19 protein-coding genes are annotated in these 24,505 nt (G+C 61.7%); 3 read left to right on the top strand and 16 right to left on the bottom strand.

What is annotated here, in order from left to right; genetic code table 11:
- Positions 1-22: 22 nt before the first annotated feature.
- The gene (locus NITMOv2_RS13380; RefSeq protein ID WP_053380344.1) at positions 23-331 is read left to right on the top strand and encodes a hypothetical protein; all 309 of its coding nucleotides are present in this window, start codon (positions 23-25) and stop codon (positions 329-331) included.
- Between the two features lie 669 nt (positions 332-1,000).
- Here the strand turns inward: NITMOv2_RS13380 and NITMOv2_RS13375 are convergent.
- The 9 genes from NITMOv2_RS13375 to NITMOv2_RS13335 all read right to left on the bottom strand — a co-directional run bounded on the left by NITMOv2_RS13375 (position 1,001) and on the right by NITMOv2_RS13335 (position 13,758).
- Complete coding sequence (locus tag NITMOv2_RS13375; protein ID WP_053380343.1) at positions 1,001-2,437, bottom strand: sigma-54-dependent transcriptional regulator; 1,437 nt, start codon at positions 2,435-2,437, stop codon at positions 1,001-1,003.
- 51 nt (positions 2,438-2,488) lie between these two features.
- A complete protein-coding gene (locus tag NITMOv2_RS13370; RefSeq protein ID WP_053380342.1) occupies positions 2,489-4,831 on the bottom strand; it encodes an ATP-binding protein in 2,343 nt (780 codons plus the stop codon).
- Positions 4,832-4,840: 9 nt separating this feature from the next.
- Complete coding sequence (locus NITMOv2_RS13365) at positions 4,841-5,803, bottom strand: ABC transporter substrate-binding protein (protein WP_053380341.1); 963 nt, start codon at positions 5,801-5,803, stop codon at positions 4,841-4,843.
- Between the two features lie 64 nt (positions 5,804-5,867).
- Entirely contained in the window at positions 5,868-7,961 is a 2,094-nt protein-coding gene (locus NITMOv2_RS13360; protein ID WP_083448007.1) for a PAS domain-containing response regulator, read from the bottom strand.
- 15 nt (positions 7,962-7,976) lie between these two features.
- Positions 7,977-8,324, bottom strand: a complete 348-nt coding sequence (locus tag NITMOv2_RS13355) for a hypothetical protein (RefSeq protein WP_053380339.1) — start codon at positions 8,322-8,324, stop codon at positions 7,977-7,979.
- Positions 8,321-8,500: a hypothetical protein gene (locus NITMOv2_RS13350; protein ID WP_053380338.1), complete on the bottom strand. Its 180-nt coding sequence runs from the start codon at positions 8,498-8,500 to the stop codon at positions 8,321-8,323. The genes NITMOv2_RS13355 and NITMOv2_RS13350 overlap by 4 nt, the downstream gene beginning before the upstream one ends.
- Positions 8,501-8,841: 341 nt before the next feature.
- A complete protein-coding gene (locus NITMOv2_RS13345; RefSeq protein WP_053380337.1) occupies positions 8,842-9,606 on the bottom strand; it encodes a DUF928 domain-containing protein in 765 nt (254 codons plus the stop codon).
- Positions 9,607-9,664: 58 nt separating this feature from the next.
- Complete coding sequence (locus tag NITMOv2_RS13340) at positions 9,665-11,863, bottom strand: CHAT domain-containing protein (protein ID WP_053380336.1); 2,199 nt, start codon at positions 11,861-11,863, stop codon at positions 9,665-9,667.
- 188 nt (positions 11,864-12,051) lie between these two features.
- Positions 12,052-13,758: a ShlB/FhaC/HecB family hemolysin secretion/activation protein gene (locus NITMOv2_RS13335; RefSeq protein WP_053380335.1), complete on the bottom strand. Its 1,707-nt coding sequence runs from the start codon at positions 13,756-13,758 to the stop codon at positions 12,052-12,054.
- Positions 13,759-13,967: 209 nt separating this feature from the next.
- On the opposite strand from NITMOv2_RS13335, the gene NITMOv2_RS13330 reads away from it, so the two are divergent.
- Entirely contained in the window at positions 13,968-14,333 is a 366-nt protein-coding gene (locus NITMOv2_RS13330; RefSeq protein WP_083448004.1) for a PIN domain-containing protein, read from the top strand.
- Positions 14,334-14,379: 46 nt separating this feature from the next.
- Here NITMOv2_RS13330 and NITMOv2_RS22815 read toward each other — a convergent pair whose 3' ends face one another.
- The 4 genes from NITMOv2_RS22815 to NITMOv2_RS13300 form a co-directional block, all read right to left on the bottom strand.
- Positions 14,380-18,615, bottom strand: a complete 4,236-nt coding sequence (locus NITMOv2_RS22815; protein WP_187299205.1) for a beta strand repeat-containing protein — start codon at positions 18,613-18,615, stop codon at positions 14,380-14,382.
- 118 nt (positions 18,616-18,733) lie between these two features.
- Complete coding sequence (locus NITMOv2_RS22810; protein WP_187299204.1) at positions 18,734-19,813, bottom strand: DUF3015 family protein; 1,080 nt, start codon at positions 19,811-19,813, stop codon at positions 18,734-18,736.
- Between the two features lie 138 nt (positions 19,814-19,951).
- Positions 19,952-20,491 carry a hypothetical protein gene (locus NITMOv2_RS13305; RefSeq protein ID WP_053380330.1) on the bottom strand — a complete coding sequence of 180 codons (540 nt, stop codon included), beginning with the start codon at positions 20,489-20,491 and terminating at the stop codon, positions 19,952-19,954.
- Positions 20,488-22,206, bottom strand: coding sequence for a hypothetical protein (locus NITMOv2_RS13300; protein WP_145976327.1), 1,719 nt, complete (start codon positions 22,204-22,206; stop codon positions 20,488-20,490). The genes NITMOv2_RS13305 and NITMOv2_RS13300 overlap by 4 nt, the downstream gene beginning before the upstream one ends.
- A 381-nt stretch (positions 22,207-22,587) precedes the next feature.
- Here NITMOv2_RS13300 and NITMOv2_RS13295 point away from each other — a divergent pair, with 381 nt between their 5' ends.
- Complete coding sequence (locus NITMOv2_RS13295) at positions 22,588-22,932, top strand: hypothetical protein (protein ID WP_145976326.1); 345 nt, start codon at positions 22,588-22,590, stop codon at positions 22,930-22,932.
- A 410-nt stretch (positions 22,933-23,342) separates the two neighbouring features.
- On the opposite strand, the gene NITMOv2_RS24695 is transcribed toward NITMOv2_RS13295, so the two are convergent.
- From NITMOv2_RS24695 to NITMOv2_RS13285, 3 genes are all read right to left on the bottom strand, one after another.
- Positions 23,343-23,477, bottom strand: a complete 135-nt coding sequence (locus NITMOv2_RS24695) for a hypothetical protein (RefSeq protein ID WP_274519466.1) — start codon at positions 23,475-23,477, stop codon at positions 23,343-23,345.
- 253 nt (positions 23,478-23,730) lie between these two features.
- The gene (locus NITMOv2_RS13290; RefSeq protein WP_187299203.1) at positions 23,731-23,940 is read right to left on the bottom strand and encodes a DUF4926 domain-containing protein; all 210 of its coding nucleotides are present in this window, start codon (positions 23,938-23,940) and stop codon (positions 23,731-23,733) included.
- 36 nt (positions 23,941-23,976) lie between these two features.
- A complete protein-coding gene (locus NITMOv2_RS13285) occupies positions 23,977-24,330 on the bottom strand; it encodes a DUF6883 domain-containing protein (protein ID WP_053380327.1) in 354 nt (117 codons plus the stop codon).
- Between the last annotated feature and the right edge of the window lie 175 nt (positions 24,331-24,505).

The following is a 24,505-nucleotide window of genomic DNA, read 5'->3' as shown; positions in this document are numbered from 1 at the left end:
TCAGAATTGAAGGAGTGTGACGATGAAGCAATTACGGATTGTTCTCATGACTGCCGTCCTACCTCTGTTCACGAGTTGCGGGATGAACACTCAATATGAAAAGGCCGATTGCTCGACGCTGTCCGGCAAGGATGCATTGAGATGTGTAGATTATCGCCAGCGGAAAGCCAACGCAGAGATCAGCCACGAAGCAGCCGAACTGCTGAAAGGCTATCGGCAGTGTATCCAAAAGCACGAGGGAGATATGACAACGGCCAAAGAAAGCTGTGCTCTGTATCGAGAAGGCCTGGAACGCATCGAACTCAGTAGCATGTCTTGCTCATGCATGTGACGTGCCGTGAACCCATACGCTAGACGATCGGGCATACGATAATCTTGCAGCGGGTGCATATCCAATGTCAGTTGGGTTCCCAAGCCGATCCGTTGAGCGGTGAATGGCGAGATCGCTATACCAGGATCGCCGAATACAGCGCAGGCTCGCCCGAGCCAGGGTTTGCGTCGCGGTTTTCGTGGGGGAGCAGCAATGCCGGATGGGCTATGACTTAAAATCGTCGTGCTCATGCTCGCTGATCCGATAATGGGCTTGTCCTGACTCAGTCACAGGATCGACGTGGATGACCGCATTGGACAGATAGTGCACGTGATGGAGGAGTTGTTGTCGGACTTCCTGCGCGATCGTACGCCCTCGTTCCACGGAGAGGTCTGAGTGGACTTCGGTGCTCTGATATGTTCACCAGGTGTTCACCAAGAGGCCGGAACTGGTCGGTTTAGGCGGGAAGAGATCGGATGTCGGAAAACGGGGAACCGCGGTGGATGCCGCGATTCCCTTGGAGTTTTGGAGTTTTATGTGTGAAGGGGAGGAAACGAGAAGCGGCTTATGAGTCCGCTGCTCTGCCAACTGAGCTACACCGCCACTGGTGCGCTGAAGAAGTTCGATAATACCCGAGGCCGGCGGGACCTGTCTACAGCGGCATCACAGGAGCGACCGTCCTGGCTGCTGCTAAGAATTCGTCCAGGAATCGGACGAGCCGGGTCGCGGCGGGCGGCCGGAGATGTTCTTCTGCCGCAGCATCTTGGTGAAATAGGTCCGCTGGAGGCCCAGGTCTTCGGCCGCGCGGGTCTGGTTCCAGTCGTTCCGGTGCAATGCCTCCAGGAGGACCTTGCGGCTGTAGGCTTCCATTTTCTCGTGGTAGAACCGCGGTTCCTCCGTGTGGTCGGGTTCTTGGGCCGGAGATGCGGAGCTGGAGAGATGGAGGTGGTGGGGCTCGATCACCCCGCCGGCCGATAAGATCACCGCCCGCGTCAACACGTTTTCCAGCTCGCGGATGTTGCCGGGCCAGTGGTACCGCGTGAGCACCCCGAGCGCCGCCTCGCTGAGCGTCGGCTTTCCTGCGATGCCGAATTTGGCCGATTGTCCGAGGAAATGCCGGGCCAGGGCGGGTACGTCGTCCATCCGCTCGCGGAGCGGCGGCAAGGTGATCGAGATCACTTCCAGCCGATAGTAGAGATCCTCCCGGAACGCCCCCTGTTTGATGGCCTGCTTCAGGTCTTTGTTCGTGGCCGCCAGAAACCGCACGTCGGTGTGGACCGGCTGGGTGCCGCCGACGCGATAGAACGTCTGGTCTTGGAGCACGCGCAGAAGGTGGCTTTGCAGAGACAGCGACATGTCGCCGATTTCGTCGAGAAACACCGTGCCGCCTTCGGCGATTTCGATCTTGCCCGCTTCGCGCTTGACCGCGCCGGTGAAGGCGCCCTTTTCATGGCCGAAGAGCTCGTTCTCGAGCAGATCTTTCGGAATGGCCGCGCAATTCACCGCCACGAACGGTTTGTCCTTCCGCGGGCTCCATCCATGGATGGCGCGGGCCACGACCTCCTTGCCGGTGCCGGTTTCGCCCAGCACGAGGACGGTGACGGTGGACGCCGCCGCCTGGCGCGCGAGGCCCAGCTGCTCCAGGAGCTTCTTGTTGTCGCCGACGATCGGCCCGTAGCGGTCGGCGACTTCCCGCTGGAGCGCGTCGACTTGCCGCCGCAGGGACAGCGCGGCCAGGGTTTTGTTGATGACGACGGAAATGTGGTCGCCCGTGAACGGTTTCGTCACGAAGTCCGCCGCGCCCAGCTGCATCGCCTTCACCGCCAACTCGATCGTCCCGAAGGCCGTCAGCATGATGACCGGCGGCATGATGGAGCCCGACAGCCAGCGCGACGGGGCGTCCTCATGGCGCGCGAGGCCCGCCAGGTGTTGCAGCACGTCGAGACCGCTCAGTCCCGGAAGCTGGATGTCCAGGAGCACCAAATCCGGCTGCTCCTGCTGCAGCAGGCGCAAGCCGTCTTTGCCGTTCCCCGCGGTGACCGGCTCATGGCCCATCCACGTCACCCGGTTTTCGAGCGCCAGAACGATGTCGGGATCGTCGTCGATGATCAGGATTTTTGCGCGCATACGTTCGTGCCTCTCATTGCGGCCGGGACTGCGCCGCGACGGTCGTTCCCCTTACGCCGGACAGCCCGGCCTTTCCGGCTCCGCGCCGCGGAGCGCCTCGCCGTCGGTGATGATCGGGAGCGTGAACCAGACCTGCGTGCCGGCTCCCGGCGTGCTGTCGATCCAGATGCGGCCCCGGTGCATCGTGACCAGGCTCTTGGTGATGTAGAGGCCGAGTTGCGCGCCCTGGGCCGTCGCCATCGCCGAAGGCACCTTGGAAAACTCATTGAAGATCCGCGGCAGGTGTTCGGGCGCGATGCCGCAGCCGGTGTCGGCGACGCAGACTTGCACGAGCCCGTCGTGGGCTCGTTCGGCGGTCACCGTGACCGTGCCCTGCGCCGGTGTGAACTTCACGGCGTTCCCGATGAGATTCCATAAGATTTGTTCCACCTTGTCGTGGTCGCCGCGCACCGGCGGCAGGTCGTCGGGCGCGCGCAAGTCGATGCTGATGCGTTTTTCGTCGGCGACCGTTCGCAGACTGTCCACGACCAGGGTGCTCAGCTGTTTGAGACAGAGCGGCTCCAGGCGCAGCACCTCCTGGTGCAGATCCAGGCGGGACCAATCCAGCAGTTGATTGATGATCCGCGTCAGCCGGTTCAAATTGTGGCCGATGCGGGTCAGGTAGGTGCGCTGGCGGTCCGTCAGCGAGCCGGCGACGCCGTCGAGCATGTTGTCCGTGAAGCTGCGGATGGCGGTCATGGGCGTGCGCAGCTCGTGCGACGCCACCGAGATGAACATGGACCGCCGCCGGTCATGATCCTGAAGCCGTTCGTTGGCCGCGGAGAGCTCGCGTGTGCGCTCCTCGATGCGCTGTTCCAGCGTTTGGGTCAGCTCGGTCAGGTCCGCGTAGGCTCTGGCATTGTCGATGGCGGAGGCCACATGGCTGGCGATCGTGGAGAGGATGGACAGGTCCTCCCCCGTGCAGGGCGCGGCGGCGCGATCGCCCACCAGGAAGCCCAGCACGCGGCTGTGGCTTTGGAGCGGGACCGCGACGAACGACGTCACGTTGGCGTGGCGGGCCAGGTCCAGCATGCGCGGATGCATGCGGGGCGCCGCGGCGTCGAGGTCCCGCACGAAGGCCGGCTTGGCATCGATCATGAGATCGGCGATGAAGGTGTCGCCCTCGCGGATGGGGATCTCCAGATCCCGGGCGGCGGCGACGATCTCCGGTCCGACCCCGGCGATTTGGGCGACATAGGCCGCATCGCGGTCGTCCCGCCGCAGCATGAGCAGCATGCGGGCGAATCCGAGGTTCTTCATCAGCAGCTGCAGCACCGTGTCGAGCAACTCGTGGAGATCCAGCGTGCTGGTGATGGCGGCGCTGGTCTGGTGCACCGCCGAGAGCTGACCGATCTGGCGCTGGATGACGTTCAGGTTCGTGTGAATGGCGACGTTCCGTTCGTGGAGCGACCGCGTCATCATGTTGAACAAGAGCGTCAGCTGGCCGACCTCGTCGCGTGTGGTGGGCGCGAGCGGCGCGGGAATATCGCCTTCCGCCAATTGCCGCGCGACTGCGGCCAGGCTCCGCAAGGGCGTGGTCACCCGCAGCGTGAGCAGATGCGCGCCCAGGATACCGACGCCGATGATCAGGCCGGTGAGGAGGAGGGCGTCGCGGATCGTGGACAGCAGTTCCCGTCTGGCCCGCGCGTCGCTCATGCCGATCTGCACGACGCCCTGCACCCCGGCCCGTTCCGCGCCGCCCGATTGCAGGCCTTCCGTCAGCTCCGGCGGCAGGGCGGAGAGGGACGGGTCCGCGGCCGGCCGCCGCAGGACCGGCATGGCCACGTCATAGAGGTGCGCGGCGAAGGGACTGAAGGCGCTGAGCCGGTTCGACATCCCGGCCTGGGGAATCAGGATCTTGTCCGCCGACAACACCACCGGCGTGATGCGGGGAGTCACGACCGGATCCCGATACAACGCCTGGGCGATCGCCTCGTCGGGATAGTAGCGCCGCTCCTGCGTGAAGGTGAGGCTGCCCGAGGATTCGCGCACCAGCTTGTTCTGCTGCGCGAGGATCATGCCGTCCGCTCCTCGGATGACGACGTACGCCACGTCGTCGAGGGCGATCAGGCTTTCGGTGAAGTGCAGCAGGGTGGCCCGGTCTTCGGCGATCAGCGCCCCATACCGGAACTGTCCGTTGTTCACCACGCTGGTGAGGAGAATGGCGCCGAGACGGTGCAGATTCTCGGTCAACAGGACGCTCCGGCTCTCGACGAAGTACCAGGTGAGGGTCGAGCAGGTGAGGACCAGAATGAGGCCGAAGAAGACCATGAACTTCGTGCGCAGGCCGGCGAAGCGCGCGACGGGACCGGGAAGCGGCGTCGGAGGGGCGGCGGTCGGGCGCTCGGCGGTCATGGTGCCACCTCAGTAGGTCTCGTCGATCAGCGGCTGCAGCTCCGGCGGCACGGAGAGGCCGAGGAAGCGCGCCGTTTTCAGGTTCACGGAAATCTTGAGGCGCTCGACGGGGACCGGCTTCTGCGGATGCGGCCGGTCTCCGTTCAACAGGCGGCGCGCGAGCTGCCCCGTTTCCCGCCCGACTTCCCCGTAGCTCACCGAGATGCCGAGCAGCGCGCCCAAGCGCGTGAATTCCGGAGAGAATCCGATGACCGGCAGGTGCTGCGCCAGCGTCGATTGCAGCAGAAAATTGACGGAATCGTTGTTGAGCACGGTGGAATCGGGCAGGAGCCACAACGCATCGGACGCTACGATCAGCGCCCGCAGCTGCGACGGCACGTCGCGGTCGCTTTCCACGGCGAATCGTTTGAGCTCCAGGCCGGCGGTGGCCGCCTGCTGCTCGGCTTCTTTGATCTTGGCGGCGCTTTTCTTGGGGTCGTACAGCACTCCCAAGCGGCGCGCCCCGGGAAGGAAGGTCTTGATGAGCTTGAGCTGGCGATCCATCGGAACCTCCAGCATCGTGCCTGCCATATTGGGCGCATTCAGATGATGTTTCAAGGGGTCGAGGATCATCATGTAGACGATGGGCGTGTCTCCGATTTCCAGCTTGGCGGCGAGCGCGGCCTTCAAGCCGACGGCCACGACGAGCGCCGCGTCCGACGCGCGGATCTTGCGCGCCAGCGTCCGCCCGAGTTCCACATCTCCTTGAAGGTCGTACTCGCTGTAAATGGCCCCGCCGGGACCGGCGGCTTTGAAGCCGGCCACGGCGTCGCGATAGGCGTCGATGTCGGAGGACAACAGGATGGCGATGTCCGGGGCGCCCGCCGGGGCGGCCGCCGACAGGCAGTAACTCAGCAGCACGAACAGCCCCGCCGCCGCGCCCGCCGAGAAGCGCGAGCGGACGAGGCCGCCGATGTGCGCGACGATGGTCATGGCTCCGGTGAACGCCCCCCGATTCCCCAGATCTGAAACATGCAGGGTCCTTTCGGTCCGTCGATCACGCGCCGCAGGCGACCGGGGCGGCGCGGACGGTGCCCAACACATGGACGGCTTGCCCCCGGCGGTCCCGCAGCACGTGACCGGTCCAGATGAACCACTGGAGCCGGCCGTCCGATCGCCGGGCCCGATGCTCGAACGCCACATGATCGCCGGACCCGCTCGGCACCGCCTTCATCGCGCGGGCCAGCTGCGCCCGGTCGTCTTCGTACACCAGCGCCAGGAGGTCGGCCGATGTGGACGATCCGGACGGCGGCGGCAGGTCGAGCAGCACGGCGATTTGCGGACACCAGAGGAAGCGGTCGGTCCGGAGATCCCAGCTCCAGGCGCCCGCGTCCGTCGACGTCAAGGCCAGACGGAGCTGTTCCTGGTGAATCCGCAGGGCGGTTTCGACGCGCGCGCGGTCGGTGATGTCGGTGGAGATGCCGCACACGGCGTAGGGCGCGCCCCGTTCGTCGCGGAGCGCGAATTTGATGGAAATGTAGGTGTGGAGGCCGTCGGCGTGCGGCGCATGCTCTTCATACTCCATCGCGCGCTCCTGAGCCAGCACCGCCAGGTCGTTGGCGCGGAAGGCCGCGGCGATGTCCGGCGGAAAGAGCTCCTGATCGGTGTGGCCCACGATCCGGTCGGCCGTGAACCCGAACAACTCTTCAAACCGCCGGTTCGTCAGCAGGTACCGGCCGTCGGGCTGCTTCACGTAGATGACGGCGGTGGTGTTATCCACCACTTCGCGCAGCAGCCGCCGGCTCTGTTGGAGCGCGTCTTCCGCGCGGCGCCGCTCGGTGATGTCGCGGAAGACCAGCACGGCGCCGGTGACCCGGCCGTCTTCGCGGATCGGGGTGCTGACATATTCGACCGGGAAGCTCGTGCCGTCCTTCCGCCAGAAGACTTCGTCGCCGACGCGGTGGACCAGGCCGTCGCGAATGGCAGCATAGATCGGACAGGCCTCGACGGGGTACGGGCTGCCGTCCGGCCGCGAATGGTGCAGCGTGCTGTGCATGTGGCGGCCCAGCAGCTCCTCCGGCCGATAGCCGAGCATGGCGGCCGCGCTGGGATTGACGAAGGTGGTCCGCCCGGCGAGATCGACGCCGTAGATGCCTTCGCCGGCCTGCGTCAAGATGAGGGTGTGGCGGTTCCGCAACTCTTCCAACGCCCGTTCGGTCCGTTTCCGTTCGGAGATGTCCCGGATGATCCCGCTGAAAAACCGCTCGCCCGCGGTGCTCCAGGTGGCGAGGGACAGCTCGATGGGAAATTCGGCGCCGTCTTTGCGGAGTCCGTGCAATTCCACGACCGACCCGATCACGTGGGGCCGGCCCGTCGCATTCAGGCGCGCCAACGCCTGTGTGTGGCGCTCGCGATAGCGCGCCGGCATGAGCAGCGTCAGCGGCCGGCCCACCACCTCGTCGGCGGCGTACCCGAACATGGCCGACGCCGCCCGGTTCCACGACGCGATCACGCCGCGCCCGTCCGCGATGACGATCGCATCGGTGGCGGATTCCACCAGGGAGCGGAACCGGTCTTCGCTTTCCGTCAGGCGGCGTTCCGCCCGCTGCGCCTGGGCGGCCAGATCCTTGACGCCGATGGCGCGGCGCAGCGTATGCCGCAGCTCTTCGCCGTTGAAGGGTTTCGTCACGCAGGCGAACGCCCCCTTCGTGAGTGAGCCGACGGTGCGCTCGGCGGAGACGTGGGCCGTGAGGATGACGACGGGGAGCGACGGGTCCAACTGCTGGATGTCTTTCAACACCTCCAGCCCGTCACCGTCGGGCAGCCCGAGGTCCAGCAGGACGGCGTTGAACCGCTGCCGCCGAATCACGTCGCTCGCGTCCGCGCAGGTGGCGACCGCGCGAACGTCGTAGCCGTCATGGCGCAGCAAATCTTCCAGCCCGATGACGATGTCCGGATTGTCTTCGACGATCAGGACGCTGTACTCCGCGGTGCCCCCGCCCATGGCGACCTCACGCGATTGCCCCGAGCCGGCGCCGTCCGCTTGGCACGAGCCGAACGGGGCCCTCCCGTACCATAGCGAAAAACATCCGCCGCCGTACAGCGAGGGCCGGGGCGGAGCCCGCCGGCCGGGCGGCCACCGGACCGTCATGGGAATCAGCGGAGGTCAGGGATGCGGGAAGGGGTGGACCGAACTGCGCCGGCGCCGCGGCCGCCCCGGTTTCAACGGCGTCAACCTCGTCGGAAAGGCGCCGCCGTTGGCCTGTTCCAGCTCCGTCACCGCCTGCTCGACCGCATCGACGATGATCTGCGCCATCGTCCGCTGTTCCGTCCAGTAGACCGCATTGCGCAGGCGCTCGATCAGGGACGCGGGCAGAAAGATCGTCAGCCGGTGCCGGCGGCGCAACGAGACGGGCGGATGCGGAGTCGCACCGCCGTTGAACGGGCCCGGGACGGGCTGGCCGCCCAACGAGTTGAAGTCGGGATACTGTGGAGCACGGGCCTGGTCGATCACGCGGCGGCCCTCCTCTGCGAGTCCTGTGGCGTGGCTTGATCGGAATCCCGGTCGCCGTCGGAGGGGCCGGAGACCTCCGCCGCCGGCTGATCCTCGGTGAGAATGGCGCAGGTGAAGACCCAGACCAGCCCGATCAATCCGGCGATCAAGACCCACACGGCAAGTTCAGGTGTCATGGCATGCTCCCTTGCGGAGGCGTCAGGTTTCGGCTCGAAACAAGCCGCTGCTCCTGAGTTCAGCAAGGTATGTGCCATTCGAGCGTGATGGGCCGGAGGAGGAGACTCGATGCCCGCAGCGCGCATTTTACAGGGAAATCCGCAGCGGCGGCCGGCCTCGGAAGCGCATCCAGGTTGGTCTGCTGAATCGAAATAGATCCGCTACTGAATCAGATTGGAATCGGCTTCGTGGTCTCTCTAGTCGAGGAGATCTATCGGGTCTGTCTGGTGCGAGGCAGACGAGATAGACGAGACAGACCAAATAGACCAGATAGACCAGACAGACCAGATAGACCGCCGTCTTAACGGGAGGCTTCGATGGAGCGCAAATCCCATTCGGCGACGCCGTGCAGGCCGACTTGTTTCAGCAGCTGCGCGCGCAGGCGGCGCAGGGGGCCGTCGGTCGGGTTGGCGTCGATCAGTTGGCACAGGCATCCCATCGCGTCGTACCAGAAGCCGCCGCGCATGTTGTCGACCACGCTTTGCTGGCTGCACGACAGATTCGGCTGCACCTCGGCGACACAGGCGCTGAATTCGCAGCGCTCGATGATGCCGCCGGCGACGATGTCTTTCGAGTGCGAGTCCGGATCCCGCTCCACGGACACGTGCCAGCGATACTGGATGTCGGGTTCGAGCGTGAGGCCCAGCGCCTTGAGATCGATCGACTGAAAGCCGGCCTTCGTCGGCACGGGCAGGGGCGCTTCATACACCGGTTTGATGGATTCGGTGTTGGTCAGCGTGAAGGTGACCTTGTCGGTGGTGGGCTTCGAGAGAAACCATGTGAGCGTCGGCGTCTGTTTCACGGTGAAGCCGACATGATCCGGCACGATCGCCTGCACTTCGGGATCGGCGCCGTCCGTGCCGCGGAGCTGGCCGCCGATGCGCGCGCGCGGCGTAAATTTTTTTGGGGGGGTATAGAGGAGGAAGGACGGCTCCGATGTCAGCGCCTCGGCCGGCGGGGAGTCGGCGCCGGCCGACGGCGCGGCGAGTGCGACCGTCACGATCATCATGAGCATCGCCGAGAGGAGAGGGCGGCCTGTCAGCGGGTTCTGCTCCATCGAAATCATCCGGCATTCCATCGAAATCGGATAACGGGGGCGTACTGTAGCATAGAACGACCCGGCGTTACAGCCAGTTGTTCAGCAACAAAAACGGCGACCAGTACGCCGGATGCTCGTACACCCGGTCGCCGAGCAGCTTGAGCTGCGCCCGCTGCAAGGCCTCGGCTTTCGAGCCGGCGCCGCTTCGGATCTGCCGGTAAAATTCGCCGATCAGGGCGGCCGAGGCCTCGTCGTTGATGAACCACAAGGTCGCCAACGCGCTGCGGGCGCCCGCTTTGATCGCCACGCCCGCCAGCCCGAGCGCCGCGCGGTCGTCCCCGACGCCGGTTTGGCAGGCGCTCAAGGTCAACAGCTCGATCGGCTGGTCGCGGAACCGATACAGCCCGATCAGGCGGTCCAGCTGATTCATCGTCAGTTTGCCGTCGAAGGTCAGGAGAAACGACTCGTTCACGTCGGTCGAGAATTTCCCGTGCGTCGCGATGTGCACGATGCCGTAGCGGCCGTCGCGCAGCTCCCGCTCCATCCGGCGGGCGACGAACTCCTGATCCAGGAGCTGATGGCCGGCGTACAGCGCGCGGATCGAGTCCATCTCCTCCGCCACGTAGGGGAGCGGGGGGAAGCCCTGCACGCCCTTGGTGATGCCGGTCGCCAGAAACCGGATCTTCTCGCGGTCGAGCGGGTGCGGATCGGTCAAGGTGATGCCCGGCGTCACGGCCACGGCATAGGCGGCGATGAGGAATCGCTTCCCGTCGTGCAGCGCCGCCATGGGGATGGTGCGGAGCGAGCCGTCCGGCACAAAGACGAGCGTGGTGATGCCCGCGCGCCGCAACTCGCTCTCCAGCGGGCGCACCAGCCAGTCATACAATTGCTGCGCGTGCGGCAGATATTCGCGGGTCGTGCGTTTTTCAATCAGGCGGCGAAAGGCCCGGATTTCTTTGGTGACCTGCTCGGCCGGAACCGGCGCGGCGATGCGGCGCCATCCCGAGGGCAGGCTCACCAGCAGCTCGAGCCGGGCCGGAAACACAATCGGATAGATGACGGCGGTGGTCGGCGACAGGGTGTCGGATTTCGTGATGCGCGCCTGCAGGGCGTCCACGCATTCGTCCTTGAAGTAGTCCCGCAGCTCCGCCGCCTTGTAGGCCTCGATCGCGTCGCGGGCGGCGAGCAGATAGCGCTCGGCCGCGGTGGGGTCCGCGGTGCGGGACGATCGCTGGAGCAGCAGATCGGCGAGCTCGAAGAACAGGGGCCGGACCGGCTCCTGATCGGAGAGCGCGCCCTCGGCCTGGGCGGCGGCGATCTCCTGCCTGATCGGCTGCAACGTCGCGACCGCCTGCCGGTAGGAGACGATCGCCTCGTCCAGCTCGTCCCTCGCCGCGAGCTGCCGGCCCAGCTGCCATTGCCAGCGGTAGAGCGACTCCGGCGCGTCGACGGATTGCGCGGCGAAGAGCGCCCGGCGGGTGAACGGCAGCGCCTCCTCGTAGCGCCGCTCGCTCTCGTAAAACCGGCCCAGGTGGCCCAGCGCGTAGGACAGCGTGCGGGCGTCGCCCAGCCGCTCCGCCAGCGCCGCCGCCTCCTGCATCGAGCCGGCGGCCCGCAGGAGCAGGGGATCGGCGTATTCGGGGAGCGCGGCGCGGAGCCGATGGTAGCCGAGCCCGACGGAAATCAGCGCCGAGGCCTTGTCCTGGGAGGGCGCGAGCGCCTGCACGCGATCCAGCGCCGCATCGAGCCAGTCCCGACTCCGCGAAGGCTGTTGCAGCAGGAGGGAGGAGCGGGCGGCATTGAGGCGGGTGCGCACGGCCAGCACCGGCTGGCCCGAGGCTTCGGCCGCCGCCAGACTTTCGGCGAAGAAGCCGAGCGCCTCCGCGTGGTTCGCCTCCAACGCGCGGAGGACGCCGACGTCGTTCAAGACCGTCGCGAGCGCAGGCTCATGGCGTTGGGCGCGCGCCAGGTCGAGCGCCTGGTGCAAGTACTGCTGCGCCGCTTCCAGCTGTCGCCCGGCGAGATAGGTCCGGCCCAACTGAGCCAGCACCGACACGCGCCGGCGGTCATCCGGCTGCTGTTGCGTGAGCGTCAGGGCCAGTTCGAGTGACTGCAGCGCCTGTTTCGTCTGGCCGATGCTCTGGGCCGCCTGCGCGGCGGACACCAAGGCCTGGCCCTGCTGCGCCGCGTCACCGCCCAGCCCATAGAGACGCGCCGCTTCCTTCCATGAAGCCAGTGCGTCCGCAAAGCGTCCATGACGGAAGGCCGATTCCCCCTGCGCCATGAGCGCGGCGGGATCATCAACGCGCGGTTCGGCGGAGAGCCGGTCGCTGGCGAAGCAGAGGGAGAGAAGGAGAAGAAGCGGAAGAAAAGGACGTCTGTCTGGTCTATTCGGTCTATCTGGTGTAGTCAGACACCGACGAGACAGACCAGACAGACGAGATAGACAAGATAGACGAGCCCAACCGTTCTTCATAACACCTGCACCACGATCTGCACGTGCAACCCGTTATCCTGCAAAGGGTCGCGCGCATCGCCCTCCGGCCGGTGGACGTTGTTGTAGTTGAGCGGCAGGCCCCAGTAGACTTCCATCCAGGCCCGTTGCTGCGGCAGGACGGTCCAGCGTAAGCCCAATCCGACGCTCGCCAGTGTCTCGGGGTCCGGCGTTCCGCCCTTCGCGTTCCACGAGCGGCCCAGATCGACGAATTGCGCGAACTGCACCCGCGGTTCTCCCGTCGGGTACGTGACGAGGGGAATGCGGGATTCGACCGTGGCGAGGAAGGCGTTGTCCCGGATCAGCGTATTTTCCCGATAGCCGCGGACGCTGAACCGGCCGCCCACCGGGACCTGTTCCAGGGGAAACAGCCGGTCGTTGGCGAGCTGCAAGCTCATGTGTCCCATGAACTGCACGCCGCCCCATTCATCGACGCGGCGGATGCCTTGGATTTGGCCCAACCAGGCAAAGAACTGCGTGTCGGGCACGGGCCCCGAATTGTTCGTCGCGCCCAGCACGTTAAGGCCGACGGTAAAGCGGGACCGCGCCGCGATGACCGAATTGGACGTGCGGTGCACATATTCCTGGATGAACCGCAGGGCGCTCACGGTGTTGACGCCGGTGTCGGACGAGCCGGGAATGAACAATTGGGCCAGCCCGGGCTCGGCCGTGGTGATCTTGTTGTAGAGCCGCTCGCCGGTAATCGCGACGGCAAATTCGTCCGTCAGCGTGCGGTACAGCGGCTGCCGGAGGGTGACGCCGATGATCTCGGCGTCGGCCTTCAGATCGAGAAAACGGAAGGCGTCGTCGATGACGAGGAAATCGTTGCGCCGATAGTAGCCGGTGACGGTCGTGTCGTAGCGGGTGATCGGCAGCGTGTAGGCCGTATCGATAATCGGCGTCACGCCGCGCGAGCGGCCGTAGGTGAAGCTGAAGGGATCGCCGTGGCCGGTGAGATTCTGATGCGCGATCGTCGCCAGGCCGCGCTCCGCCCCGACGACCGGCGGCTGGTGGTTGTTCAGGTCGATCCAGGCCTTCCAAGGACTGGCCTCTTTGACGCGGAGATTCAGCGTGCTCTCCCCCCGGCGCTCCCCCGGGCGCAATTCCGCGTTGATCCGTTCGAGCCGGCTGTCCTGCTGCAAGAGTTGCAGCCGTTCCTGTAAGGGCGCGATCGCCAGCGGCTTCCGGACGCCCAACTCGACGCGATCTCGCAGATAGCTGTCCTGGAACCAGTCGGTCCCTTCCACGTCGAGGCGCGCCAACGTGCCTTCGATGATCTGAATCGTGATCGTGCCGAGCGTCACGTCCTGATCGGGAATCACGGCTCCGGACGTGATGTAGCCGCGGTTCACGTACAGCAGCGTCAGCGCGACGCGCAGCCGCTCCAAGTCTTCCGTGGTGAGCGTCCGGCCCTTGTACGGCTTCGTCACCTCGTCGATCTCGGCGTCGGTGAAGACCGTGCTGCCGACGACGTGAATATCGTGCACGAAGACACGGACCTGGCCGAGCTGTTGCCTGGTATCGGTCTCCGGCGGACGGGGCGCCGGAGGCAGCACCGTGCCCGGCGGCGCGACGGGCGGAGGCGGGATCTTCTTCAACGGCGGCTCGCCCGATCGCAAGGTCGGATCGAAGACGGGCGGGAGCACTTGGGCGAAGGAAGAGGTGGCTACAAGACCCGTGAGCATGACACACCCAAAGAAGAAATACCCTCGTGCAAACCGTGCAGGACCTGTCCGCGCAATGCTTCCCGCGCGCTCCGTCATGATGCGGCAATCCGCCGGCTATCCCACGCGCTCCGAACTTCTCCGACAGGCATTGAGTTGCGCGCCTGTGGCTCCTTCGCTACACTCTGTGCAGCACTCTGATGCAGTGGGTGATGCAGAGAGGAGCAGCCATGAAAGCCATCACGCTTCGGAATCTTCCGGCAGAAGTGGACAAAGCCATCCGCAAGCGGGCGAAGCGCGCGCGCGTGAGCGTGAACAAGGCCGTGATCGGACTGTTGGAAGAGCACCTGACTCCCGGAAAGCTCAAGCGGGCCGAGCGCCATCATGATCTCGACCACCTCTCCGGATCGTGGACCGCAGCCGATGCCGCCGAGTTCGAGCGGGCGCTCAGCAAGCAACGAGCGATCCGGCCCATTCCCACTAACGATCTCTGGATCGCCGCCATCGCGATGCAATATGGACTGACCGTTCTGACGACGGATGCGCATTTTAAGCACGTCGCGCAGGTACTTGTCCGCTACGTTGATCAGACGTAGCGCGGTTCGTCCGGCACGCCTCGCCCATTGCCTCTCGCCCGGCGCCTCAAGCCCGGCATCCGGTTGACCCGCTCTCCGCGAAGCTGTGCGTCAAGAAGCCTGCAGGGGTCAGCCTGCGCAAGGACACCGTCCCTTCGGCCATCGCCATCAACGGAGCCGCTTTCAGATTCTCGTGCCCATCGTCCCTTGCCGCGAGGCCCGAGCCGTCGCCGCTCACCGCAAACGGGCGCGGCTGCCATCCGCCCGGCTCGTTCGGGATCGCATCGCGCCCGGCGATCAGAAAACTGCTCGACTGGCTGTTCGCCAGCGCCGCACAGCGGCCGGTTTGCAGGCTCGGCGCCTGCCGTATCGACGAGGGGAGGGAGGAGACGGTGCCGGCGAGATTCGAGGTGGGCGCCTGGATTTGCCCGCTCTGCCCGAACTGCGACGAGGCGTTGATGAGGCTCGTGCTATCGAGCAAGAGCAGCGGCGTGACGAGCGTGATGTTGCCCCCGTTGCCGAACACGGCCTGCGCGAGGATTGCGCTATTCTCCAGCGAGATGAGCTGCGGATCGATAAAGATGTTCCCGCCGCTCCCGGAGCCGCCGAGCACCGACGTGCTGATGAGGCTGTTCTCCAGCTTGACGCGCTCGACCGCCCGGATGTCGATGAAGCCGCCCGCCGCCTGAGCCGCCTGCGCCGTGACGGCGCTGTTGCGCATCTCGAACCGCCGTCCTCCGTTGATGAAGATGCCGCCGGCATTGCCGGGCCCGGTGCTGCGTGTGGAGATCGTCGCGCCATTATCCAACCGCGCCGACTGGCCGGCGGAAATCGCAATGCTGCCGGCATCGGCGAGGGACGCCGCCGTGCTGATCGTGCCGCCGTTGCTTTCAAACGTGCGCGACGCCGTCACGCCGATGTTGCCGCCCTTTCCCCGCCCCGTCGAAGCGGCGGTGACCAGCGCGCCGTTCTCGATCCGCACCTCCGCGGCTTCAATGCCGATCGTGCCGCCGACGGCCGATGCGCTCGTGCCCGAAGTGGCTGCGGAAAGCGTGCCGCCATTGGTCAATAGCACGGAATCAGACATCGCCAGGATGTCGCCGCCCGCACCCGTGCCCGATGTGTTGGAGAACAGCCCGCTGCCTGGTCCCGTGATGAGCAACGATCGACCCGGGCTATTCGTCCCTTGAATGGTCACGGTCCCGGCATTGCCCGTCCCGGTGGACGCCGCCGTGATCGTCGCGCCGCCGCTGATGGTGATGTCGTCGGCCTTGATGAGAATATCGCCGGCGTCGCCTGCGTTCGGCATCTGTCCGGTCGTTCTGGAGGAGATCGTCGCGCTATTAGTAAGCTGGAGCTGTTCCGACCATGTCGTAATGTCACCACCGGTCCCCGTTCCCGATGTTTCCGTGAGAACGCTGCTACCAGGACCGGTGATCAGGATGGATTGCGCCGGGCTGGCCGTGCCTTCGATCAGGATATTCCCGGCCTTGCCCGGTCCGGTGGAGGCAGCCGTGATCGTCGCACCGCTTTCGATGCGGATATCGTCTCCCTGAACGGTAATTGTGCCGCCCGTCGCGGTCGAGGCCGTCCCGGTCGTCTTGGCCGAGAGTGTTCCGCCGTTGGTCAGTTCCACGTCATCGGCTACGACGAGAATGTTGCCGCCAGTGCCGGTGCCCGAGGTGTTGGAGAACAGCCCACTGCCAGATCCTGTGACGAGCAGCGACTGAGCCGGGCTCTGCGTGCCTTGAATGGTCAGCGTCCCGGCTTTGCCCGTCCCGGTGGACGCAGCGGTAATGGTTGCTCCACCGCTGATCGTGATGCCGTCGGCCTTGATCAGAATGTCACCGGCGTCGCCGGCGTTCGGCATCTGCCCGGTGGTCTTGGAGGAAATCGTGGCGCCGTTCGTGACTTGGAGCTGATTCGACCAGGTGGTGATATTCCCACCTGCACCCGTGCCGGAAGTTTCGGTGAAGAGCCCGCTGCTGGGATCTTGAATCTTAAGAAGTTGCGCCGGGCTGGCCGTGCCTTCGATCAAGATATTCCCGGCCTTGCCCGGTCCGGTCGAGGCAGCCGTGATCGTCGCACCGCTTTCAATACGAATGTCTTCACCCTGAACGGTAATCGTGCCGCCGGTAGCGGCAGTGGCTGTCCCAGCGGTTTTCGCGGACAGTGTTCCTCCGTCCTTTACTCGAACAGAGTCTGCGATGAGAAGAATGTCGCCGCCCACGCCGGTGCCGGAAGTGGTGGTGAAGATGCCGCTCTCACCCCCGGAAATCATGACGGACTCTGCCGGGCTCGCGGTGCCTTCTATGGTCACGTTGCCGGCCTTGCCCGGGCCTAGTGAACTGGCAGTGATAGTTGAGCCCTCAGTAACGCTTACAGTGTTAGCCTTGATGCCAAGATTTCCGCCTTTTCCGCTGCCAAATGAAGTGCCACTCCTAAATTGGCTCATGCCCGATAAGGTTACGTTACTTGCAGTAATGTCAAGAGATCCTGCATCGCCCGACCCTGAAGTTGCAGTTTGGACAACAGAGTTTCCAGTGAGGGAGATGTCCCGACCGGACATTGTGATGCCACCGATACTTGAAACTGAAAGCTCGCTTTGCACGATGATCTCGCTCCCACTCGACAATCGAATGTCTTCAACAGTTTTAATGTCGATCTTCGATGTGTCGGAAGTCACCGGCTCAGCGGTTGATTTGTTCAACATCCTTGCGTTCAGACCCATTTCCAATTGTTTGGCCTGGACAAAGATCGATCCAGTGCCTCCCGGATTGTTGTTTTCGTTGGAAATTTGGCTGCGATTGTCGCTGTCGAATTGGCCGGAAAGCGAGACGAGCCCGCGCGCGATAATGCTGATCTCACCGGATGACGCATCGCTTCCGATGGTCTGGACGGCGCTGCCCCCTCGCACGGTGAGATTGTCGACATCCAGCCATATCGATCCGGCTTTCTTCTTTCCAAATGTCAGGGTTTCGAGATGGGCCAAGTCGTCGAGACTTACGTTCTTCGCCTTCACGGATAGATTGCCGGAACTTCCTCCACAGTCGGTGCAAGGTCCCGCGTCAATCCTGATGGCGGCACCAGTTCCGAAGAAGCTGTTCGTTCCGGACAATGAGACAGATCCGTCCTCCGCATTTACTGAAATGTTCCCTGCCGAGGCGCTCCCGAGACTGCGCGCTTCCACGATAGACCCTTCAGTCAGCCAGACATTCTTAGCCATGATTTCGATGTCGCCGGGCTGTCCCGCGCCTTGAGCTTCAGAAAGAATAAAACTGCTATTGCTGAGCGTCACATCGCCGTCGGTATGGATCTTCACAGCAGTCGAAGCTCCAGGATCATCACCAGCCGTCGAAGCCACGAGGAAGGAACCGTCTAAGACAAATTGGCCCCCGCGAATCGAGATGGTGCCCCCCTGTGTATCACTGACGTCGATGAAGGAACCTTCGGCTATAGTGATATTGCCAAGTGTTGGGAACGCTCCGTCGATATTGTTTGCCGGCTGCAAAGATGACGGCACCATTTCACCTGGCGTGGCGATGCTGCCTAACTTCACCTGCCCTCCAGGCGCCGACATGCTGGCAGTCTGGATCGACCCGTCCTCTAGAAGCGCCGATCTGATATCAATATTGCCGCCGATCATCGTGAGCGATTGGCCGTTGGGAACCGACAAGACGCTGCCCTGGACCGTAATAGAAGCGGGACTGGGAGTGAGAAATCCTACCGCCGCCGGAGTCACAAAACCGAAATCCACCAATGGCGCGGAAGAAAGAATGCTCGTGCGAGTCGGTGTCGTGATCGCATCATTGGCGGCATTCGCGTAAAACATTGCGTTGTTTGTGCCGTCGAAAAGCCGAATGTAATCAGCCGTTGTGAAATGTACGGAGCCTGCAACATTCAAGCTGGCGTTCCACCCAAATACGATGCCCGATGGATTCATAAAAAAGAGGTTCGCTCCGGGAATCTCAGACGCAAGCAGGCCATTTATCTCTGACGGGACTCCACCTGTGACGCGACTAAGTACGTTTGTGATGGTAATGGGTAGGGAGTTGGTGAAAGTCGCGCTTTCGATCACGCCGCTAGGCAAGGTACGAACGTTGAACTCGCTGAAGCTATGAAACAGATTGCTGCCCTTGAGAGTGCCCAATGTCGAATCGATGCGGTAGTTTGGGCCGGTCAACGGCCCACCCGGCGGGCCTATTGTTCCGTCCCGTACAATTTGCGCATGGCTCGGATTAAGTTGGCCGGCGAAAACAAACAACAAGACGGCTAGAGTCGGACCGGTTCGGAGGATCGACATGCTCGGCTGCCTGACCCTGTCAATAGAGCTTCGCATGGCAATCCTCCGCTCTCTGCTGGCTTAGAGAGACGTGCTACTAACTAAGCCGGCGAACTCTTCAGTTCGCCGGCCGCTACATTCATTTGGCCTGAGCCATCTCAATCCACTCGCCATCCTTACCATACCTCGCCGTGGCCTGTTGTAATTGTGCGACAAACTCTTTCCGTTTCACTTTTCCTTTCTCAGCCTGCTTGGCGTATTCATCTTGGGCAAAGGCAAAAAACGCTGACTGCCCCTCGACCGGAATATCGAGAAGCGCAGCCAGCGAGGAGAGGTGTTCTCCTTCTCCCCGAGCAATATCCTGAGAAAGAGACGGCCAAGTTGCCTCCGCAAACGCATCGAGCTTGGCCGACTTACTATCGGTGGTGGTGATATCGGTAATCCAGCGACCGGCTTTGGATGTCGTGACGGTAATGACCTTGATAAAAGACGTGCAGCGACAGGTCTGGTCGGTACACTCGTCGCTGTCATCGTCGTCTTGGGAGGCGTTTTCTTGACTATTGATCTGCAACGGATGCACCTTCAGCCAGTCGCCGGCTTTGCCTTTTACACTCATTTTCATTCGGAGATTTCTGTCATCCATACCCAATTCATTGGCTCCACCTTCGCTGGGGCGCAACCACTTTCCCGATGTCGATAAGTTGAAGTTGCTGCTTGCCGGACACGACGGTACGCAGGGATAGTTCCATGTTTTGGCCGTGCCAAGTGTTCGTTCAGCAGAACCTATCGGGTTCGTAACGTAACCCGGGTCCATTTTCACCCAGTTACCTGATGGACTCGACGGTCCTTTCCACATCGTGCCCGAGAGCACGGTCTTGTACCAAGCCGGCGGTGTAGAATCGTCTGTGTGGGGATCGTATGTGTGCTCGCGCCAGACCTGAATCACGTAGCCTTGCGGCATACTTGAAGGGGTCGTAGTGACGATCTCGACTCTGGTATTTTCCATGCGTAAGGTATCTTTGCTGCTGTCGACATCGATCAGAATCTTCGCTTTTGCGTTAGTATCGTCCCAGTTCTTGAGCTTGAAATACGTTGTCCCTCCTGCTTGGCACACAATCTCTTTCGGCGTGCCACTCCCTAAATCATCGACAAAATTAAACGGTAGAGCCTGGTTCGGTTGGACGAATTGAGGACAGAGACCGCCGAAATCGATGGTCAAATCTCCAGCTGCCGCGTACGCGTATGACGCCGCACTGCACAACCAGAACAGTCCTACTACTCCCAGTACGAGACGCCCACTTCTCATACTCAGCTCCTCGTTAAGGTGAACAGCAGATCCTTGCGGACTATTGTTAATCTAAGGCACAGCCTTTCTTTGAATGGTGTCCACCGACCGTTTTATTTCCCGTTCCACATCGGGTCGGAAAAAGCCCGCGACAGCGTGTAAGGCTTCCTCGGCTTCCACTCCCCCAATCTCCGCTAATGCAACAGACGCTCTGGTTCTATACAAGGCGATGTAGTTGTCCATGTAGTGTTTTATATATTCGATCTGAGTGCTCTTGAACTGAAAGCTGGTATGGCTGGCCGCATATTGTTGCAACGACTGGAAGGACTCGAACAAATTCTGACGCATGACCTCGCGGCTCGCCGGTGAAGGCCCTAGGAGGAGCGCCGCCACAAGATGTGGCACGGCAGCATCGCCGAGGGCCACGACCGACTTGAGTTCCTCGTCTCGGCACTCAATACATTCGAGCCAAGCATGCACTGCATTCCGTACGGCTGCCGTTTCTTTCGCCGCCGTGGCCGGCTTGACCGTAGGCGACGATGTTTGCGCCGGCGAAGCCTCGGCGAGGCATACACAGAGCAATACAACCGGTATGGCGGATTTCTTATTCATGGATTGAAGTCTAAAATGGGGCACCAGTCAGTGCCACCGGAACCTGGAACGGCGTTGTCCCTTGGACAATAGTTTAGTTTGACGGGCACCGCCCCTGTGGCATTTGTTCTGACGTTGTCGGTATTGACGTAAGATCCGCCATCGACGTTCGTTCTGTAACATTGGCCTTTAGTTATGGTAGGTCCCACATTTGAGGCGAGCCTCTGCATCAAATTATTGTCAAACGAATCCGGACTATGGTTAAGAGCAAGCACATGGCCTAGTTCATGAGCAATAGTCTTTGTCTGAATTATGTTCAGATTAATTACTACTTCATTGCCGAAATTATCGTTTGGAACGCCACTGTTTGGCCATGAGGCCTCTGCGATAGCCGTCCCGACTTCTTTAACGATGTAGAGGTTCACTTTCTTACTATCATGAAACCCCCACGCTTTAGCCTGTTCGACGGCGGTCCTCACGTCGGGAAAATCGGTGGAGCCCGGAGGTGGCACTTTGATCTCTACGATGGGATCTGCAAACTGCACTCCGCAGAACGCATTGCCGTAATCTGTGTTGGCTTCTATTACTCCATTAACTACTTCATCGCGTGCGTTCCCGTTTGGATCGTAGAGTACCCATGCAATGATTGGGATCGGCAAGAGGCCATTTAAGTCTACGGTTACGAGATCGCCACTCCGATCTGTCCAGGACGACGGTCTGACGACCTCGACACGGTGATCTCGCGCGAAGGTCGCGACTTCGGAGTTACACCCGTTGTCTTTTAGCATGTTGCCGACTTCGAGCGTGGAGACGTTTGATCGATGCTTCTTGGCGTTGTAGTCGGCACAGGACGTCGGAGTATCGCGTCCAGGCCAGGTGACGAGGACATCAGCGCCGTTTGTCATGTTCTTGAGTTGTATCTTGTCGTCAAAAAACTCCTTCACATTTGGGGCCTTACAGGAAACGATGTTGATTCGAATTTTCAGCATACTTTTATAGAAGGTAATTCCATTGAGGATCTGTTCGATACTGAGCTCACCCACCGCCTCTCGTATACGACCATGATCAGTCAGCGCCTGCTTGTATAGCTTTTCCAATACGGCTCTGTTGAGTTGAAATTGAACGCTCAATGCCGGCGGTCGGTCCCCTTTGATCGGCGCGACACCTCTTACGGTGGTCACGCCCTTGGAAGCTTGAAACGCAAAGGCTCTGTCTGACTTATTCGACACCTGACGACTGAATTTGAGCCTTTTGAATGTGTCCTGTGAAATACGTTGGAATTGAACGCCAGCTGCATTCACCACATCGCCTCGGAGCGTCATCTGAAGATCAATTGCCGGCTCTCCATTGGTTCCTTGTCCGCAAGTCATCCCTCGGCAACCTATCACCACCGGATCTCCGGCCTGAATTGGAACGCTGACTGGGGCTCGACGGAGCATTTCAAAGCCGTCTTCACCCGAACCACACGGCAGAAAGATCTCTATGAGTATGCCGTCTGGTCTCGTGATTATGTTCGATGGCAGGCCAAATTGCGAAGACGCTTCCTTTCTGGCGTGTTCTCCTAAACCTAGGCCGATGGAACCAACGGACTGATTTTCAGCGGTGGCACGGACAGTCTCTGCGAAAACATCACCCACAAGAGGTATCGCCGAATATAGGAGTAAGAAAGATGCTGCGCGTAACCACCCTTGTGCTCCAAAAAAACTGGGCCAGGAATGCAGAAATTTACATTTCATTATTTTCCGCCCTCGCATCAAGCCTTTATGCGTAGGCCATCCGTCTCCCACCGCTGTCCGGCCCCTAGCTATTCTTTCCCAGTATTTTCCGCAATAACCCTTTGGAGGCATACGGATCAGGATTCCGCTCATTTCGGAGCGGAGCGATACATGTATTTGCTACTTGATCTTGTGCCCCCAGGTGATGAGCGCTTGATTCCTAGTGGTTGCCCCGCTTCCGCTTATGCCCGTTCAGCCCTAGTCTATGAATGCCGATAAGACGAGTGTTTGTCTGGTTGGGTGGGTTTGTCTGGTTCAAAAACCAAACAAACGAAACAAACCAAATAAACAAGAAAAACCAGATGAACCAAATAAACGTCGTCATAACCGTCACTTAGCTCAGTGAACCGTCTGCTGGTCGCCATGCTGCGTACCATTATATGTATCGTCTTGGGGGTCCTCGGCCTGGTCGCGGTCGGTTGTGCCGGGTGGACGGTGCCGCAGCAGCCGCGGCTTGAGGTTGCCGAATCGGCCCGACATGTCATCGTCCGTCCTCACGGCCTCTTCTTCTCCGCTCCGCGTATGACCTTGGCTCGCGACACCGACGGCACCCTCCGGGTCCAAAGTTCCTCTGCGACCTCCGAGAAGTGGGCACACCACGACCCAAGCCCCGACCACGCCATGCTCGATCAACTCCACGATGCCCTGCTGCCCTTCCTGCTGCCCGCGTGCGAAACGATCCACTGAACGGTCTGTCTTGTCTATTCGGTCTGTCTGGTCTATCTGGTCTTCTGACGAGACAGACCAGAAAGACTACGCACTAGATAGACCAGAGAGACCTCGCACCAAATAGACAGTCTTTAAGAAGAGGGAGCTGCGTCTCCAGTGATGGGTGGAGAGGCAGCTCCCGCGGCGCCGGCGTGGAGGCGACGGCTCTGGTCTGGATGGGCAGAATTCCAGAACGTCGTGACGACCCGGCTGCGTGACGCCGCCGGCTGTTCGATCGGCTCCGCGCCGCGCCATGTCTCTTCGAGAGCGGTTTAGTCGGTTGTGTGGTTTGTCGAGTTTGTTTGGTTGAGGGCTCTGGGCACCGATAGCCGGACAACCCCCGGCATCAGACAAACCGCTCTCTTCCGCTCTCGTCGTCATGTCTTCCGTCACTCCTGCCAGATCAGCTTGACGACGATGTAGAGGAAGACGGCCATCAGCGTATTGGCCACGATCAAGATGACTCCGAAATCCATGGCTGCTCCCTTTCCCGCCCCTGTTTCTCGATCACGCTCTCCTCTCACACAGAAGATTTAGCAAGGCACGGGCCAAGGGTTTTTCGTGCCAGGCCAGGAACGATCGAAGAATGAAAACGCCTGTGCCGGAGCGAGGATGGTGAGATCGTTCAGTGTTCGGAATCAGCAGTGGCAGGCCGGCGGGATAAGCACGGAAAGAACCCAAAACAATGCGGGCTGGATCGAATTGGATTCAGGCAGCGGCGAGACATGCAAACGGGTGAGACTGGCGAGAAAGGGGTAAAGCGAGCCTAACTCGGCGTTACGCCGGCTGGTAATGCAAGACGAGCAGCTGATGCTTCTTCAAGGGGACCGTCGCGTACGTTCGACCGTCATTATCCACAAACTCCACTTCAAACACGTCGGGGCCGAGTGATTCTACGACCGTTCCCACTTGCCCGCGCAATAAGCCCCGATCGGGAATATTCTCCGTTAACGCGACTACGTCGAGGAGATGAATGTCTTCATTCATAATCGATACTTCCGAGTTAAAGGATGAAGCAAGACGTCAATCGTGGAAAATTTTCACCGCGCGAATGATCCAGAGACTTCGTACGGTCACGATGGCATCGAGGCCTTGTACCGGGAAGTCTACCGCATAGCGCTGTCCATAGTCATCTGCGCCGAGGAAACCGGCCCCTTCTTGCAGCACGGCGGCTAGAAGTCGGCGCCGCACGTCTTCTGCCTGTTCTGCCGTCCACCCCAGTGCACTCTTAAAAACACGGGCTTTGTGTTGACCGCGTGGATGTTCGGTGTTGAAGCAGTAGTTGCGAAGCTTTCGCACATCCACAAAAGCCTGCTCGCCATTTGGGAGCTTCATGCGGCGCAAGGATACATTGGCTTCGACTATTTGGAAAGCCATCTCCCTACCAAATCAACCAGACCAACCAAACAAACCAGCCAGACCGGGCCCATCAAACTCGGGCTCTTGCCAGTCGCCCGCTGACCGAGCGACGAGCAATAGTAGGAGTCTGTCTAAGACAAGGGTCTGTCTGGTGCGCAGTCTGTCTTGTCTATCTGGTCCGAAGACAAGACGA

It is taken from the genome of Nitrospira moscoviensis, assembly GCF_001273775.1.
Taxonomy (GTDB): domain Bacteria; phylum Nitrospirota; class Nitrospiria; order Nitrospirales; family Nitrospiraceae; genus Nitrospira_D; species Nitrospira_D moscoviensis.
This window is presented reverse-complemented; position numbering and strand designations above follow the sequence as displayed.

Coding starts and splice junctions, on each gene's coding strand:
- NITMOv2_RS13380 (WP_053380344.1), top strand. CDS start 23: ATGAAGCAATTACGGATTGTTCTCATGACTGCCGTCCTACCTCTGTTC.
- NITMOv2_RS13375 (WP_053380343.1), bottom strand. CDS start 2,437: ATGCGCGCAAAAATCCTGATCATCGACGACGATCCCGACATCGTTCTG.
- NITMOv2_RS13370 (WP_053380342.1), bottom strand. CDS start 4,831: ATGACCGCCGAGCGCCCGACCGCCGCCCCTCCGACGCCGCTTCCCGGT.
- NITMOv2_RS13365 (WP_053380341.1), bottom strand. CDS start 5,803: ATGACCATCGTCGCGCACATCGGCGGCCTCGTCCGCTCGCGCTTCTCG.
- NITMOv2_RS13360 (WP_083448007.1), bottom strand. CDS start 7,961: ATGACGGTCCGGTGGCCGCCCGGCCGGCGGGCTCCGCCCCGGCCCTCG.
- NITMOv2_RS13350 (WP_053380338.1), bottom strand. CDS start 8,500: ATGACACCTGAACTTGCCGTGTGGGTCTTGATCGCCGGATTGATCGGG.
- NITMOv2_RS13345 (WP_053380337.1), bottom strand. CDS start 9,606: ATGATTTCGATGGAGCAGAACCCGCTGACAGGCCGCCCTCTCCTCTCG.
- NITMOv2_RS13340 (WP_053380336.1), bottom strand. CDS start 11,863: ATGGCGCAGGGGGAATCGGCCTTCCGTCATGGACGCTTTGCGGACGCA.
- NITMOv2_RS13335 (WP_053380335.1), bottom strand. CDS start 13,758: ATGCTCACGGGTCTTGTAGCCACCTCTTCCTTCGCCCAAGTGCTCCCG.
- NITMOv2_RS13330 (WP_083448004.1), top strand. CDS start 13,968: ATGAAAGCCATCACGCTTCGGAATCTTCCGGCAGAAGTGGACAAAGCC.
- NITMOv2_RS22815 (WP_187299205.1), bottom strand. CDS start 18,615: ATGTCGATCCTCCGAACCGGTCCGACTCTAGCCGTCTTGTTGTTTGTT.
- NITMOv2_RS13305 (WP_053380330.1), bottom strand. CDS start 20,491: ATGAATAAGAAATCCGCCATACCGGTTGTATTGCTCTGTGTATGCCTC.
- NITMOv2_RS13300 (WP_145976327.1), bottom strand. CDS start 22,206: ATGAAATGTAAATTTCTGCATTCCTGGCCCAGTTTTTTTGGAGCACAA.
- NITMOv2_RS13290 (WP_187299203.1), bottom strand. CDS start 23,940: ATGAATGAAGACATTCATCTCCTCGACGTAGTCGCGTTAACGGAGAAT.
- NITMOv2_RS13285 (WP_053380327.1), bottom strand. CDS start 24,330: ATGGCTTTCCAAATAGTCGAAGCCAATGTATCCTTGCGCCGCATGAAG.